Origin of the sequence: Paenibacillus sp. NPDC093718 (assembly GCF_050279985.1) — a bacterium.
Taxonomy (GTDB): domain Bacteria; phylum Bacillota; class Bacilli; order Paenibacillales; family Paenibacillaceae; genus Paenibacillus_AQ.
In genome coordinates, this window is the sequence record NZ_JBNNUS010000001.1 from 202,680 (window position 1) to 218,981 (window position 16,302).

Genomic DNA, 16,302 nt, shown 5'->3' on the forward strand with positions numbered 1-16,302 from the left:
GTGTTCTACTGCAAACTTATACATTCCCTTATCTTAAATTAGCCCCAAGCCAATGAGCATGTCGTAACTGCTCTTGCTTGGGGCTAATCCTGTAACCTGTGTTATTCGTTAATTCTCATAGCAATCGACCAGCAGGGCGTACACAATGCCTGGCCCGTGAACGCCAATCGTAAGATCGTTCTCGATATCCGCGGAACGGCTCGGGCCCGAGATGAAATGGATTCCCGCCGGCAGCTGCTCGCGTCCGGCCTGATCAAACTGAACCAGAATCTCGCCTAGTCGGGTAACCATTCGCTCTATTGGTATGATTGCTATCAACACGGTCGGCAGCAGGCTGACCGAACGTCCTTTATACGGAGCCGATTTCACCGTAATCGAACCGGTGTAAGCCGCAGCATAATCCGCCATGACGACACCAAAATCGGCTCTGGCAGCGACAGCCCTCCAGTCCGTGTCCGCTGCCTCATTCCAGGAGAGAACAAGCGCCTCCGGCAAGCTCTCTTCCAGCCCCAGGCGGTCCAGCGCGTCTTCCTGCTGACGAAGAATCGTAGCCGCACTCATCTCCATCGCTTTGTCCCTAATAAACCGGCTGACCTCTTCGCGGTGGCTCAGCCTTACCACATGGCCTCCTGCCGCTTCAAAGTTGGCGGTAAACTGCGTAATCCTCTCCTCGAGCGGCCACTCAAACTCATTCCAGAAATCGGGGGCACCGCGGAAAGGATGCTCCGGAGCGGTGCGAACCCGGCTTCTGCCCAGCTTCGCGGCAATTCCATCCATGAACTGCTCCTGCTTCTTGCGAGACTGTTCTTCAAGACGGCTCAGCCAGCTGCGATCGGTTTCGTTAGTCATGGGCTTTCTCCCCCTTTCCGAACTTCTGCTGCTGAAGCCGCTCCTTCAATCGGTTTGCGATTTCAGCGTCCATTGTCCCGGAGGTTCCGCGAATATCCTGCTCCATCTCCGGCCATTGATCACGGAAGGATTGCTTGGGGAGACTTGGGGTTACCCTGTATGAATTCCACCCCTTCAAAGGTCCGATCCGCGTTCGAATCTCACCGCCTCGAACCACCAATTTCTGGCCCCACTTTCCGAGGGATACCACGCTGCGATAACGCTTGGCATTCCCCATGATCGCCGAGAAGCCCTTCATTCCCATCGCTTCCAGCTTGTCACCGCGCCCGGCCTCAATCTTCCGGCGGCGCAGGGATACCAGCATATCATGCAGCGGAATTTTCACGGGGCACGCTTCATAACAGGCGCCGCACAGGCTGGATGCGTTGGCAATATCGTCCCATTCCGCGACGTTCTTGTTTAAGGCAGGCGTTAATACGGCACCGATTGGGCCGCTATACGTGCCCCCATAGGCGTGCCCGCCTATATGGCGATATACGGGACAGGCATTCAGGCAGGCGCCGCAGCGTATGCAGTTAAGCAGCTCCTGAAATTCGGGGTCGCCGAGCTGGAGAGAACGTCCGTTATCAATGATGATAATATGCATTTCGTCCGGTCCATCGGCATCCAGTTCTCTTTTCGGACCACTGATACCGGACATGTATACCGTCAGTTTCTGACCGGTCGCCGAACGCGGCAGCAAGGTAGCCATGACTTCGAGATCCGCCCATGACGGAATAATCCGCTCCATGCCCATCAGGGTAATTTGTGTCTTTGGCACCGTTGTCACCATGCGTGCATTGCCTTCATTCTCGAACAACACCATCGAGCCCGTCTCGGCGATCGCAAAATTACACCCCGTCATGCCAATGTCCGCTTCAAGGAATTTCTCTCGCAGCTTCATGCGGACAAAACCTGCCATAATCGCCGTATCGGGCGGCAGCGGTTCGCCTGCCTCTGCGGACAACAGCTCCGCGATCTGGTAACGGTTCTTATGGATGGCGGGAATGATGATATGAGAAGGCGTTTCATCCGCGAGCTGAATAATATACTCGCCGAGATCCGTTTCGACGGCCTCCACTCCGATCGAGTCGAGCGCCTTGTTCAGATGCAGCTCCTCGGACACCATTGATTTTGATTTCACGACAGACTTTGCCGACTTATGCTCCGCAATCTCAAGGGAGATCGCGACTGCTTCTTCCGCCGTCTCCGCAAAATGGACATAGGCTCCGTTCGCCCTGGCCTGCTCAGCAAACTCATTCAAATAATAATCCAAGTGAGCGATAGTATGGAGCCGAATTTGGCGTCCCCGTTCCCTCCATGCATCCCAGTTGCCATGCTCCTCCGACGCAAGCTTTTTGCCGAGCCGCAGCCGCTCTGTCGTAAACTTCACCGCATTGCGCAGAAAATCATTATTGAGGGCGTAACCTGCTCGTTCCTTAACCGTTTGCACTTTCGATTCAGCTGTGCTCATGCACGCTCACCCCCTCATACAAAAGCTCGGCCAAATGCTTGACCTGAACCTTCTCGCCCCGGTGGCGCAGATTGCCGGCAATATTCATAAGGCAGGCCATATCGAGACCGACAAGCACGGACGCCTCGGTCTCCAGCACATGATCGCTTTTCTCTGTGACCATCGCCCCCGAAATGTCCGCCATTTTCACGGCAAACGTTCCGCCGAACCCGCAGCAATCCTCGGCGAATGGCAAGGGAACAAGTTCCAGTCCCTTGACTTGACTAAGCAGTTTCATTGGCTGCTCCTTAACCCCGAGCAGGCGGCTTCCGTGACAGGATGGATGATAGGTTACCTTTTGCGGATAAACGGCACCTACATCGGTCACGCCCAGCACGTCAACCAGGAATTGCGTAAACTCATAGCATTTGGATTGAAGCGCTTTCGCTTTATCCAAGTATAAGGGATCGTCCTTAAACAAATCCGGATAATGATGAATCATATACGTGCAGGAGCCGGAAGGGGACACAACAAAGTCGCTGTCGTCAAAAGCGTCCAGTATCGTCTTGGCACTGATGCGAGCATCATCCCAATAACCACTGTTGTAGGCCGGTTGGCCGCAGCAAGTCTGGATTTCCGGAAATTCCAGCTGCACGCCGTATCTTGCCAGCAATCTTGCCATCGATTCAGCTACCCGCGGGAACAAGGCATCGCTGAGACAAGTGACAAATAATGAAATCTTCAACATCTTCACCCCGCTAATCATCAGGATATGGACCGGAAAATCGGCCTCTAGCAAGAACCCCCCGGAACGGGGGGATTCCATGTTGATATGTTATAGAAGCTTGCTCTATACAGATTCGATCTTGATGCCCAAAGCTCGATAAGGTGCCGCTTCCTCTTCCGTCAATCTGCGATCGGTAATGATCAGATTCACTTGGGATAGATCGGCAACCTGCGCAAAAGCCTGCGTGCCGAATTTGCTGGCATCGGCGAGCAGAATGGTCTCATCTGTCATTCCGATCATTTTATGTTTGATTCTCGCCTGAAGCTCATTGGATTCGCTAAGGCCCCGCTCGATATGCACACCCTTGCATGATAGAAAGGCTTTATCCACGTAGTAAGCATCCAGCGAGCGTTCCGCAAGCGGACCGACAAAGGACAGGGAACGATGAGCCAGAATGCCGCCTGTGGAGATCACCTGAACCCTCTCCTTGGTGCTCAGCTCAGCAGCCACCTTAATCGAATTTGTCAGCACGGTAATCGGAATATCCGGTATGATTTTTGCCATGTACCAAGCCGTAGAGCTTGCATCCAGCAGGATGCGATCATTCGGATGGATTCGCTTGACCGCTTCCTCCGCGATCCGCTGCTTCTCCAGCGCATGCATGATTTCCCGCTCAGCATACGGTATTTCCGGCTGCGACCGCTGAATTTCCGGTTGATCCTTCACGCTAACCGCTCCGCCATGGGAACGGCGCAGGCGCCCTGCTTGCTCCAGCCTGTCAAGATCGCGGCGAATCGTTTCTTCCGTTACACCGCAGAGCTGACTCAGCTCGGAGACTCGGATGCTCCCTCTTTCGTTGACCAACTGTACTATTTTCTCATATCGTTCTGCAACCAGCATCATACCGCCCATCCTTACTGTTCGTATATTCTATCTCTTCCCGGTTCGCTGACCGAACACCCCGTAAGCCTCCTCCCATAAGGAAGTTTCCTTCGGCTCGTAGGTCTTGACCGGGAAGGACTCTCTAATGACTGCGCGTGCTTCCCATATATCGGACAGCTCGCCTTGTGCGATCCACTGCACGACCATATTGCCGATGGCACTGCCCTCCGCAGGTCCAGCCCATACGGGTTTCCCTATCGCATTCGCAGTCCACTGGCATAATGTTTCATTATGAATGCCACCGCCCACCATATGCAAGCCCTGAAATTTTTGCCCCGACAATTCCTCGGTCAGCTCCAGCACATAACGGTATTGCATGGCCAGGCTCTCCATAATGCAGCGTACAAGAGCGCCTACATCCTGCGGAACGCTCTGGTTTGTGCGCGCCGCATATTCCACTACCCGCTTCGGCATATCTCCGGCTGGGAGGAATACGGGATCATTGGGATCAATAAAACATGCAAATGCAGGCGCCGCATCCGCCATCTTAACCAATTCGGGATAGGAGTACGTTAACCCTTCTCGTCCCCAGGTCCGCTGACATTCCTGCAGAATCCAAAGTCCCATGATATTCTTGAGCAGTCGGTACGTGCCGTAGGCTCCTCCCTCATTCGTGAAGTTCAGCTCTCTGGCCCGTTCATGAATGACAGGCTGATCGACTTCAGTTCCCATCAGCGACCAGGTACCGCAGCTTAAGTAAGCAAACGAACGCTCCAGAGCCGGAACCGCGACCACGGCGGAAGCCGTATCATGCTCTGCAACCGTATAGAGCGGAATCGGCGGGATCCCCAGTTCCTCCGTAATGGATGATCTCAGAGCCCCAACATGCGTACCGGGTTGAGCAACAGGATGAAATAACTTATGAGGAATATTCAATGATTTCAAGAGATGATCATCCCAGCTCGCCGAAAGCGGGTTATAGAGCTGCGTTGTGGTAGCGTTCGTAAATTCATTCGCCATCTCGCCGGTCAAGAAGTAGCGCAGCAAATCGGGAATCATAAGAAAACGCTCGGCTTCTTGAAGCAGGTAGGGCTTCTGCCGCTGCAAGGAAGCCAGCTGATAGATCGTGTTGAATGAGAGGAACTGAATCCCCGTCCGATCAAAGATCTCGGCAGGCGGCACCTCCCGGAAGACTTGTTCCATCACGCCATCCGTGTGCGTGTCCCGATAATGATACGGATTCATGAGCAGCTCCCCACTCCGATCCAGAAGTCCGAAATCCACCGCCCAGGAATCAATACCGATGCTCGTCGGCGGGCTATGCTGTCCCTTCAATCGGAGCAAGCCCTGCTTCATCTCGTGGTAGATCCGCAATATATCCCATTGGAAACGGTCGCCGATTCGAACCGGATCGTTCGGGAACCGGTGAATTTCCGTTACGTCGATGGTTCGGCCGTTCCATTGGCCCAGCATGGCCCTGCCACTGCTTGCTCCCAAATCAAATGCAAGAACGCTCAAGGCTCCCAGCCTCCTTGTCAGATCATTATCAACGATTCAGGCACGAGCCCGGGTGATACTCCGTCTCTTCTCATGCTTGCGTACGCTTCAGCAATACATCCTGTTCATACTGTTTCACTTCGGACAGCCACTCTTCTCTAACAGGTACGCCCATACGTTCGCAGTAATAATCCCACACCGCTCCAAACGGATAAGATTTAAACTCTTCCGTTAACGCCAGGCGGGTCGTGTAATCGCCTTCAAGTTCGGCCTGCTTCAGCCGATCGACAGGCTCCAGCTTGGCACGCAGCAGCGCCTTTATCGTATTTCGTGTCCCGATAACCCACGCGGCGATACGGTTAATGCTGGCATCAAAAAAGTCCAGTCCAATATGGGTAACATCCAGCAGGTTATTGCGCACCAGCTCGCGTCCAATCTCGGTCAGTTCATCATCCATGATGACGACATGATCGCTGTCCCAGCGCATCGGCCGGCTGACATGAAGGAGAAGTCCATCGGTGAAAAGGGCAAGCGATGACAGTTTGCCGGCAATGCTCTCGGTTGGATGGAAGTGACCCGCATCCAGGCAGATCAGCTTGTTGTTCCGAATGCCGTATCCCATGTAGAACTCGTGCGAACCCACAACGTAAGCCTCAGAGCCCAGTCCGAACAGTTTACTCTCGACGGCATCGAGGTTCCATTGCGGATTAATATCTTCAGCAAAAATCTCATCCAGCGCATCCTTCAGCCGCTGCCTCGGCGCCATTCGGTCTACCGGCATATCCTTGTAACCATCCGGAACCCAGATATTCGTCACGCAGGTATGACCCAGCTGTTCGCCGAAGTAAGCCCCGATTCTTCGCGATGCCTTGCAATGCTCAATCCAGAATTGACGGATTGCCGGATCGGCATGACTCAGCGTAAACCCATCTTTCGATTTGTCGTGGGAGAAGCAGGTCGGATTAAAATCGAGTCCGATTCCTTGCTCTTTGGCCCAATCCACCCAAGATTGGAAGTGCCTCGGCTCCAGCTGATCCAGATCAACAGTCTCGTCGGTATCCGCGTAGATTGCGTGGAGGTTCACCTTGTGAGAACCTGGAATGAGCGACATCGCTTTTTCCAGATCGGCCCGCAGCTGTTCCGGCGTACCTGCAGCACCTGGATATTCCCCGGTCACGGAGATGCCCCCGGACAGCTCCTGATCGCGGAACAGGAATCCCCGGACATCATCTCCTTGCCAGCAGTGAATGGAGATTTTGATGCGTTCAAGTTCCGTCAAAATTTCGTCCACGTTGATTCCATGCTGCCCATAGAGCTTTTTCGCTTCTTCAAAGTTCCTTGCAACATCCTGCCTCATCCCATTTCCTCCCGTATGATGAAGATGGCTAGGTCATCTCTGACCCAGCTTCCCATCTTAATAAGAAATCTTGATTTCTTGCGGTAGATGCGTCATATCTTCATTAACGAGTAAACGCAGCAGGCACTCCGCCGTCAATTGTCAGCATGCAGCCGGTTGTCTTCGAAGATCTTGATGATGCAAAGTAAGCGATGCCTTCGGCAATATCCTGCGGATAGATGTTGACAAGAAGCGTCGTGCGTTTACGATAGTGCTCTTCAAGCTGATCCGGTTCAATCCCGTAAGCTGCTGCCCGCTCGTTTCTCCAGTTCGAATTCCAGATCGCGGAGCCTTGCAGAATGGCATCCGGAAGAATGGTGTTGACTCGAATGCCGTATTCTCCGCCTTCCGCAGCAATGCAGCGAGCCAGATGAGCCTCCAGTGCTTTTGCGGAGCTGTATGCAGTCACGTTCTTGCCGGCATAGACCGAATTTTTCGATCCGACAAACACCATGCTTCCGCCAATGCCCTGTGTCTTCATCAACGAGAAGGCTTCCCGCGCAACCAGGAAATAACCTGTGCCCAGCACGTTCATGTTCAGGTTCCATTCCTTCAGCGATGTCTCGTCAAACGGGCTGGATGTCGCAAGGCCCGCATTGTTGACGATAATGTCAACACCGCCATAAGAGATGGAGGTTTCTCGATAGGCGCGTTTCACGGCCTCTTCGTCGGTTACATCCATTTTAACAGCAAATGCCCGATTCTCCCCGTATTTTGCATTGATCTCCTCGGCTACCTGCTGCGCGCCTTCCAGGTTCAAATCCGCCAAAACGACATGCGCGCCTTCAGCTACCAGCCTGCGGGCCGTGGCACTTCCGATACCGCCTGCTCCCCCGGTGATAAAAGCGATCTGGCGCGAAAACTCCGCTTCGGCCGGTGCGAGACTCAATTTATACAGCTCCAGCGGCCAATACTCCACGTTGTAGGATTCATTTTCACTCAGGGATACAAAATCGCCCAGGGCCGTCGCACCGCGCATGACCGCAATCGCCCGATGATACAGGGCGCCGCTGACTTGCGACATCGCCCAGCTCTTGCCCGTGTTGATCATGCCGATGCCCGGAATAAGAATGACGCGCGGAGCCGCCTCGAACATGATGTCGCCTTCATGATGGTTGCGTTCAAAATAAGCTTGATACTGCTCTTTGTACGCTGCAATGCCTTCGATCAGCTTTGCCTTAAGGCCTTCGACATCTTCAGCATCAGGTGTCCAGTCGATGAAGAGAGGAACTACCTTGGTATGAACCAGATGATCAGGGCAGGCTGCGCCTACTTGGGACAGCTTCGGCGAATCGATACCGCCGACAAAGTCCAGCACATCCTCTTGATCGTCGAAGGACAGGATCATCTTCTTCACATCGCTGACGGCACCGCGGACCGCGGGCATCACTTCGGCGGCAATGCTGCGGCGCACTTCCGAGGCCAGTGGCGCAAACTTCCGGCCACCGAACAGCTTGTCGTTATTCACTCGTGCTTCGATGAAGGCCTCCGCTTCACTAATGATACGAATCGTTTGTGCGTAACAGGCTTCCGATGTATCGCCCCAAGTGACAAGCCCGTGCTTCTCCATAAGCACAAGCTCGGCTTTCGGATTAGCCAACACCCCTTCGGCAATCATCTTAGACAGCGTAAATCCAGGGCGAACGTATGGCACCCACACAAATCGGTCGCCAAAAATCTCCCGGGCTAATTCTTTGCCATTATGGGCGCAGCATAAGCTGATAATGGCATCCGGATGCGTATGGTCCACATGCGGAAACGGCAAGAACGCGTGCAGCAGCGTTTCAATGGATGCGCGCGGGTGCTTCGCATCGACCATGCAGTGACCCAAGTAAGCCACCATCTCTTCATCCGACATCGAATCCCTTTCGAATAATGGCCGGATGTCCTCCATCCGCAAGCCTGTGAAATTGCCCGCTTTCATGGTAGCCAGATCCGATCCGCTGCCTTTTACGTACATAACCTCTATGTCTTTGCCGCGAAAATCCTGAATCGTTGTTTTGCTGGATGTATTGCCGCCGCCCCAGTTGCATACACGCCGGTCGGAACCGATTAAATTCGAACGGTAGACCAGCTCATCCAATGTATTTTGTGCCTGCTGTGCCTTTGACTGTTCCCATAAGCTTTGAACCATGAAGTTTCCCCTCCGATTGACCATATGAATTTGCTTTCACTTGTTTCTCATAATATCACGCCCGTTTATCTTTGAATAGTATATTTTCAAAAATAAACACAGATTTATATGTGTTTATTTAGGATTACGCATTGTGAATCTGTTACAAACAAAAAAAGCAGCCCTGTCAGAGTTGCCTCTGAACAGAGCTGCTATATGTTGAAACTATGATTTGTTCGGGACTGCGGCTGCCATTTGATCCGCCTTCGCAATTCCTTCGATCAATGCATCACGAAACGCAATTTCTTCCTCATTGACGTAACCCATAAATACAATTTCCGAAATGTCTTTATGGTTGAAAAAGATATTGGAATCCGCGGTCAGATTCCCGTGAGGGTAGAAGCAGGCCACGTAATCCCAACGCTTCAACGTCTTGGAGTCGTTCTGCATTCGACCATAGATCATCAGCGTCTGGTCCCATTCCTTGAACTTGACTACAGATCCGATTGGCAGCAGCTTCTGTTCCGTTTGCTCATGCTGTTCCATGTTGATCAACCCTTCAATATTTTTTTACCGATCCAATATACAATCGACACAACGAGCGGTACTCCAATGAGAAAGGATAGGCAAATGACTGCTTTTTCCGCAGCTGCGTAACTTGTGTCAAGCAGGTTGGGAATCACGGTGCCCAGTACACCGACAACAGCAATGATCACCATTATGTATTTGAACCGTTTTTGTTTATCGCTCATCGGCGGTGCTCCCCTTTCTATTTTACCGTAATCGCTCCTCCGAGCCCGACAAGGCTTGCTCCAGGTCCTAACGGCACGTGGAACTTCAAACCGCTCTTACCCACCTCAGCGGATGCGCCGAGTACGCCGAGTGAAGCGGAGCCTCCGATATGCAGCTCCTTATCCGTCCATGGAAGCGGAATATTCACGCCGCCTTCATACTTGTTTAATGTAGCTTCAGCCCCGACACTGAGCGTGCCATCCTTGACGGCTGCCTCAACCTCGGCTTTAACCAGGCTAACCGATCCTTCGACATGATCATTGGCATAGCCTGCTTCTACAACAGCCCCGCTGGCATGCGCTCCTTCGGTAAGGCTGGCCCCTGCGCTGCCTGTTATGGCTTTGGCAAATAACCCATTCTCTTCATGCTTGATTACGCTGCCTTCCACACTTACTCCTTTAAGTGCTGCATCCAGCGGGTTACTTGATGATTTTGCAGAAACACCGGAAGCCATGGTTGCAGAGCCTGCTGCAGCTGCCGTGGCGATTCCGGCTCCGGAGGCTGCACCAGCCAGAATACCTGCACCGGCAACTGCTCCTCCAGCGGAAGCACCGTTCACCATCTCATCTGTGGAACGGAATTTGACGGAAATTTGCTTCAGTTCGGTGGATATCGATTGTAAGCACTCTACGAACTTGATCATGGTTGCCCTGGCTTGCTGGTAATCCCCGAAAAACCGCTCACGGGTCATCCCCTGCCACTGGCCTTCCATTTCATGAATGCTTCGCTGGAGCCGCTCCACCATATCGCTGCTAAGTTGCCCTGACTGCGCAAATTGCGTGGATACCTGCTCCAACTGCTCGGGTGTAACTAAAATTCGATTGGACATAAACGGACGCCCCTTCTGTCTTTTTGCCTCTGCTCTTCAGGCAGTCTAAATGCAAATTTCAATTCCATAAACCTATTAACCGGTCAATCTCGTGAATAACCACATTTTTCAATTTTAGTAGGTATACAGGAAAGGAGCAATCAAGCGAGAGGTTCATTTCTTAGTGGCTAATCTAGTAAAAAAGAACTGGCTCCGTTTCTCTCCCGTCCTGATTAACACTCGCTTCATCCCCGGCTTTAGTCCAGCCTTGAAATCATTCCGGGGTACAGGGTCCCCTTACATCCTCAGCCCGTTAAAGTCACCCCCATTCTCCTGTAAATTATAAACAATTCATCATTACGGAGAGGGTGTCGTTCATATGAATCAACTTGCACGTGAAGCGACGAACCGGGCGATCAAGCTGTATAAGCAGGAGACTTGGCTTTTGCTGACGGGGCTGCTCGGGTTTTTGTTAGCCGGAATATGCGGGATATGGGTATTGGTGAATGGAGGACCTGTCTCGCCTGATGGAGATATCTCCAAAGCGTTTTCCTTCAACGCGGCCCTGGGGATCTTCATCGTATCAACCGCCATCATATTACCGGTTTCCGGTATGAGGCCTCGAAGCAAATCGATCTACCGCTGGTGCTATATTCCGCTCGTTCTGTTCTCCTATTTCGCCGAAACCGTTCAAAATTTCCGCGGTGTCGATCCCCGGTTTGTACAGAACGGTTCGACCTTTGATCATGTCATCTCGGCTATTTTTCCTGCTGTTGCGATTCTGCTTATCGTATTCTACCTGATCCTTGGCGCCCAGTACTTCCGCAAGCGTGTAATGCAAGCCCATCCGGAACTCGGGCTCGGCATTCGTTATGCCATGATCGCGGTGCTGGTATCTTTTGCAGCCGGCATATGGATCTCCATCAATTCGGGACGCTTTACCGGGATCGACGGTAATATCATCTGGCTGCACGGACTAGGGTTCCATGCTCTGCAAGCGATCCCTTTTGTGGCGTGGCTGTCCATGAGAAAATCCGTCAATCCTGCGGTTAAACCAATACTGATCCATATTAGCGGCTTGGCGTATTTGCTCGGATTAATCGCCATCGGATGGCAGACATTCCTTGGATACTCCATCGCCGAATGGTCCTTGCTTCCGATTCTGGCGGGCAGCTGTTTTCTTGTCTCATTCACACCGGTTATATGGCTGCTTAGTCAATCGAATTCATCCGTTGAACCCATCCACAATGCCCACTCTACTCGTAATGTATAAGACTTGCATAAGAAAAACGTCTATCGACGAACTTTCTCAGAAGACAGACCGCGTTTATAGGATGTTTTTCTTGCGATATCAGGAAGGCCCATGCTTCGAAGTTTATACTTTCTGATATCTAAAAAAAAGAGACAGTGCCGGGGAATTCCCCGCCTGTCTCTTCTATAAAAACACTGCGCCCGTAATCTAAAGCCTGTGACCGCTTAAATAAACAAAAACGGAATGAGGAACAACAGCGCTATGGCTTCCCAAGCAAGCACATTGGCTCCCCAGCCGTATCCGCCGTAACCGTAAGGTCCAAATGCGGACGTGTGCGCACCGCCTTTAGTAGACTTCGAAGATTTTTTGCCCTTCTTGCCTTTTGCGGACAATATATATGCGGATGGGTTCGCAAATTCGAGTTCAAGGCCTCGATCATTTACACCGCGTATGGTCCCCACGACTTCCGTTCCATCACGCATGACAGCGCAAACGGTTTTGCCGACGTAACCTTTGCATCCTTCTGCCGAAATTGGTATTGGCTGCACTCTATCTCCCCCTCCCCAGCGTTTGTGTATTATATTCCCCCTGGGGAGAAGGCGGCAGAGATAGATGTCCACGTCACCAAAAATCCGCAATTGAACCTAACTTAATCACTAGCCTTACGGTAGGCCCTAACCATTAAATCTTCGTCGATTGCGCCTTGAAACCGCTCTGATATCACACCGTCCGGCTTAATGACGTAGGTGGTCGGATAGGCCACCACCTCATATTGTCTCGTGCTTGCTCCGCTCTGGTCGTATAGGACAGGGAAGGTTAAGCTATTTTTCTCGACGAAAGTTTGCACCTCACTCATGCTATTTTCCAAATGCGTCATATTAACAGCCAGAATGATCACATTCTCATCCTGATATTTATCGTAAAAATCCTGCATATAGGGCATTTCTATCTTGCAAGGCGGGCACCAGGAGGCCCAGAAGTTCAGAAGAACGGTTTGCCCCCGATAATCGGACAGTTTGACCTCCTGCCCTTCCCGATTCATCAGCGAAAAATCCGGTGCGCGAAGCCCGGGCTTCAACCCTTCAGCAATGGTATCCGGATTGCCTTCCACATTCGGAGATACGATGGCTCCTCGCTCGCTGGCCGAGGTGAAAGCAAAGTCATAGATGACCCACACGAAGAGAGCCCCCATGATGAGCAGCACCGCTCCATTTCTTCCTAATCCCAGGGTAAGAAAACGGGATAGCGGAGAATGGAATTGAAGCCAGCTCATCGTCAGCAATATGCCGAATAATAGCATATAGAATAATGAAGAGTTTACACCGGCCCCGTCGGCCCACAACCACTGAAATCCATACCCGGCCCATCCGCTCGCGAATGCCGACAACAGTGCGGACTTCAGCAGCAGGCCTGAATTCTCCCTTTTTTTGTTCCAGCGCAGAGCTGCGTAGAACAGGGCTAGAACGGCCCCAAGCCATATTCCCTTCGTTCCGCCGGTCATGTAAATAAGCGAGGTCGGATGCTGAACGGTGCGGATCGGATCGAACACCAGCATCCCGAATTTCCATGAAATAAAACCAATGATAAGTACAGATAAATAAGTGTCCAGGATCCATTCCCGCTGCGGCATCTGACGCAAACGAATTCGAAGCGCAGCAAATCCGGCCGCCGCACAGATCAGAAAAATCACGATGTCGGCCCTCATCATAAAAGGACCTATCGGAATTATACTCAAATGAGAACCTCCTCAGGTCGGCACAACCATTACCCACCGGGGTATATCCCCATCATAGTAGATTCCCTCTCTAATGTAAACTCAAGCGAAGCATTTTTTAGGAGAAGGACCCAATCCGGTCAATGGACTCCACAGCAGAGCCATTTCCGTATGTGTTTTTCCGCCGATTACAATCTCTTTTCGTCTCAGTTCCTGGCCGCCCATCTGTTTATAAAAATGTTCAGCCGAATTACCTTCCAGCACCCAGACCAGTAAAGAACGATACCCTCTCTTTTGCAGAAACTCCTTCAGCCTCGCAAATAGCTCCCGTCCCCAGCCCTTCCCTTGAATCTCTTCCAGGAGATAGATCGCGTAGAGTTCTCCTTCATCAGAAATCTTCTGCTCTCGCTCCGTGCCGTAAGACATGAACCCGTAAACCTTGCCATCTTCATCGGCAATGACCAGAAGTTGTTCGTCCTCCGGCATATTGGCAAGCTTCCGGCGCCAGCCTTCAATCCGATCCGCAGCAGACAAATTTTCTAAAAAGCTATCATCCACGATCCCCTTATACGTCGTTTTCCAGCTGTTCACATGGACACTAGCGATGCCTGCTGCATCCTGTTCATTTGCGTGTCTAATCTGCATGAAACTTCCTCTTCCTCCTGCCCATATCTTAATCCCTATGTATTCGCGGACATGATCCGCGATCCTCTTTTTTCTTCGTGAACGCTTCATCCCCGATGACGCAATGCCCATTCCCGGCATAAATATATCGGGATATCGCTATCTCGAAAACAGCTGGCATTGGAAGGAGCGCATCTGATGAATAAGTCATTGATACGGCTTGAAGATATCGGTCCGGGCGGCTGGTATGAGACGGAAGAACAACAGGCGAAGCTGCTGGTAATCGCAAAGTTCCTGCATCAGTTGCAGATTCCCTTTCATGTGGCCGTCATTCCGCGATATATCGATCCGGCACATCATGTGGATCGGTCGATAGATGATCAGCATGATGAAGCCTCCCTTCGGTTTGTCCGGCTGCTACAAACGATGGTAACCCTTGGCGCCTCGCTTGGTATTCATGGATATACGCATCAGTTCGGGGAAGCGGTAAGCGGCGACGGATTCGAATTTGCTTATCCCGAATGCAGCGCCGACTGTCCTCCGGATGATCCTCCCGAAACGGTCCATTCGCTCCCCCAGCTGCAGCAATCTTATGCTTATCAGCGGGTACAGCGGGCTCATAAGATGTTTCAATCAGCTGGTCTTCCGGCGGTCTGGTATGAAACTCCTCATTATACCGCTTCATCTGTCCAGCGGCATATTATCGAGATCTGTAACGGCATCCTCTATGAATCTCCGCCTTCCAGCCCGGTTGCAAGGACAGCCGCACTTCAGCACATCCCGGACGATCCGTTAACGAACGGAACGATCTACGTTCCCACTCCGCTTTATTATGTAGCAGGTGATAAGATCGAGGAAGAAGTCACTCGGATGGAACGGACATTGCAGGATTTCACAGGCGCACGCGAGCTGGCTTCATTCTTTTACCACCCCTATCTCGAATTTCCCTATATCCGCTTCCTTGCTGACGGCACTGTACATTATGATGAGCATTCACCGCTCAGAAGAATCATTCAAGCCTTCAAGAGGGAGCATAAATCGTTTGTGTCCATAACCTCGATCATGCCCTTCATACCGGATTTCAGGGAAACCCGATTGCTGGACAGGATGACCATGAAGCACCCTAAGTTTCTGCACGCCAAGAAACAAGGGCTGCCGGATCGATGGATCGTCCGGGACGAGACCAACAACCTATGGTACGACGCTGCTCTTGAGGTCGGGTTCCCCATGAAAATCCATAATGGCATACGATATATACGCCCCATGTTGGCAGACTGGCCGCTATACCCGGGTGGGACTCCGATGGTTGGCGATTATGATGGAGATGGCAGCGTCGATGCGGCTGTATGGAATGCGGAGCTTGGGATATGTGAGGTTGCCTTGGGCTCAGGCAGACGTTTAGTACCTTCGGGTCATTGGCTCTGTGTATCTGGAGCCATGGACTGGAAAGCTCTTACGGGAGATTTTGACGGGGACGGCAGACATGATTTGTTATTATGGGACCCTGTCACAGGGAAAGCCGCCATTGCTTTTAGCTCCGGGCGTGATTTTTATTCTCCCCTAATTCAGCATGAGGTTTCCGTACGTGGTGAAGGCATGATACCCTCCATAGGAGATGTGAATGGTGATGGGCTGGATGATCTGGTTGTGTGGAACTCCGACTCGGGCACATGCCATGTCTGGTTAAGCACCGGGAAAGAGCTTGTGAACGCTGGAGATTGGTATTCCGCCAAGAGTCCAATAGGTTCGTCCATATCCATGATGCTTGGCGACGTGGATGGCGATGGGCTGGAAGATTTGATTCTCGTTGAACAAACCGCAGGGAACTGGTTCGTCCTATATGGCTCGGGGACCGCCTTCGGGCGGCAGGAAGAACGGTTTGGTCCCTGGGTTGCCGGAGAACGGATGACACCTTTCATTGGCGACCTGACGGGCAATGGCCGTGTCAGTCTGCTGGCATGGTCTCCGAATCGGCTTGGCGGTATCTTGGACGCCGCCATCAATTCCAGGGACCGGACAATCGGATAAGGACATGATATACTTCTATACAACTAAACCGGGTCATTTCAAAACTCCCGCTATTCGCGGTCTGTCATCTGAGAAAGAACGTCGATAGACTCTATAGGATCATCTCTATACTTATTTCTATATTTGGA

15 protein-coding genes are annotated in these 16,302 nt (G+C 51.9%); 2 read left to right on the forward strand and 13 right to left on the reverse strand.

Translation table 11 applies throughout. The annotated features are described in order from the left end of the window. Positions 1-108: 108 nt before the first annotated feature. From ACQKPA_RS00990 to ACQKPA_RS01035, 10 genes are all read right to left on the reverse strand, one after another. Positions 109-849: a LutC/YkgG family protein gene (locus ACQKPA_RS00990; RefSeq protein ID WP_427488654.1), complete on the reverse strand. Its 741-nt coding sequence runs from the start codon at positions 847-849 to the stop codon at positions 109-111. After that, a complete protein-coding gene (locus tag ACQKPA_RS00995; protein WP_427488656.1) occupies positions 842-2,362 on the reverse strand; it encodes a LutB/LldF family L-lactate oxidation iron-sulfur protein in 1,521 nt (506 codons plus the stop codon). Before ACQKPA_RS00995 ends, ACQKPA_RS00990 begins: the two co-directional genes overlap by 8 nt. Next, entirely contained in the window at positions 2,349-3,086 is a 738-nt protein-coding gene (locus ACQKPA_RS01000; RefSeq protein ID WP_427490211.1) for a (Fe-S)-binding protein, read from the reverse strand. The genes ACQKPA_RS00995 and ACQKPA_RS01000 overlap by 14 nt, the downstream gene beginning before the upstream one ends. 105 nt (positions 3,087-3,191) lie before the next feature. Next, the gene (locus ACQKPA_RS01005; protein ID WP_071220495.1) at positions 3,192-3,968 is read right to left on the reverse strand and encodes a DeoR/GlpR family DNA-binding transcription regulator; all 777 of its coding nucleotides are present in this window, start codon (positions 3,966-3,968) and stop codon (positions 3,192-3,194) included. Positions 3,969-3,998: 30 nt separating this feature from the next. Continuing rightward, positions 3,999-5,468 (reverse strand): rhamnulokinase, encoded by a 1,470-nt coding sequence (locus tag ACQKPA_RS01010; protein WP_427488658.1) that lies wholly within the window; start codon positions 5,466-5,468, stop codon positions 3,999-4,001. Between the two features lie 70 nt (positions 5,469-5,538). Then, positions 5,539-6,804 carry an L-rhamnose isomerase gene (gene rhaA / locus ACQKPA_RS01015; RefSeq protein ID WP_427488660.1) on the reverse strand — a complete coding sequence of 422 codons (1,266 nt, stop codon included), beginning with the start codon at positions 6,802-6,804 and terminating at the stop codon, positions 5,539-5,541. A gap of 103 nt (positions 6,805-6,907) precedes the next feature. Beyond that, positions 6,908-8,977 carry a bifunctional aldolase/short-chain dehydrogenase gene (locus ACQKPA_RS01020; protein ID WP_427488662.1) on the reverse strand — a complete coding sequence of 690 codons (2,070 nt, stop codon included), beginning with the start codon at positions 8,975-8,977 and terminating at the stop codon, positions 6,908-6,910. 204 nt (positions 8,978-9,181) lie between these two features. Then, the gene (locus tag ACQKPA_RS01025) at positions 9,182-9,502 is read right to left on the reverse strand and encodes a DUF4176 domain-containing protein (RefSeq protein ID WP_427488664.1); all 321 of its coding nucleotides are present in this window, start codon (positions 9,500-9,502) and stop codon (positions 9,182-9,184) included. A gap of 5 nt (positions 9,503-9,507) precedes the next feature. Continuing rightward, positions 9,508-9,708, reverse strand: coding sequence for a hypothetical protein (locus ACQKPA_RS01030; RefSeq protein ID WP_071220301.1), 201 nt, complete (start codon positions 9,706-9,708; stop codon positions 9,508-9,510). 17 nt (positions 9,709-9,725) lie between these two features. Further along, positions 9,726-10,577, reverse strand: coding sequence for a WXG100 family type VII secretion target (locus tag ACQKPA_RS01035; protein ID WP_427488667.1), 852 nt, complete (start codon positions 10,575-10,577; stop codon positions 9,726-9,728). 358 nt (positions 10,578-10,935) lie between these two features. Here ACQKPA_RS01035 and ACQKPA_RS01040 point away from each other — a divergent pair, with 358 nt between their 5' ends. Next, positions 10,936-11,829 carry a hypothetical protein gene (locus tag ACQKPA_RS01040; protein ID WP_427488669.1) on the forward strand — a complete coding sequence of 298 codons (894 nt, stop codon included), beginning with the start codon at positions 10,936-10,938 and terminating at the stop codon, positions 11,827-11,829. A 203-nt stretch (positions 11,830-12,032) separates the two neighbouring features. Here the strand turns inward: ACQKPA_RS01040 and ACQKPA_RS01045 are convergent, their stop codons facing one another. From ACQKPA_RS01045 to ACQKPA_RS01055, 3 genes are all read right to left on the reverse strand, one after another. Next, entirely contained in the window at positions 12,033-12,356 is a 324-nt protein-coding gene (locus tag ACQKPA_RS01045; protein ID WP_427488671.1) for a hypothetical protein, read from the reverse strand. Positions 12,357-12,457: 101 nt separating this feature from the next. Then, positions 12,458-13,543, reverse strand: coding sequence for a redoxin domain-containing protein (locus ACQKPA_RS01050; protein ID WP_427488673.1), 1,086 nt, complete (start codon positions 13,541-13,543; stop codon positions 12,458-12,460). Positions 13,544-13,624: 81 nt separating this feature from the next. After that, positions 13,625-14,167, reverse strand: a complete 543-nt coding sequence (locus ACQKPA_RS01055) for an N-acetyltransferase family protein (RefSeq protein ID WP_427488675.1) — start codon at positions 14,165-14,167, stop codon at positions 13,625-13,627. Between the two features lie 177 nt (positions 14,168-14,344). Here ACQKPA_RS01055 and ACQKPA_RS01060 point away from each other — a divergent pair, with 177 nt between their 5' ends. Continuing rightward, complete coding sequence (locus ACQKPA_RS01060; protein ID WP_427488677.1) at positions 14,345-16,174, forward strand: DUF2334 domain-containing protein; 1,830 nt, start codon at positions 14,345-14,347, stop codon at positions 16,172-16,174. Positions 16,175-16,302 lie beyond the last annotated feature (128 nt).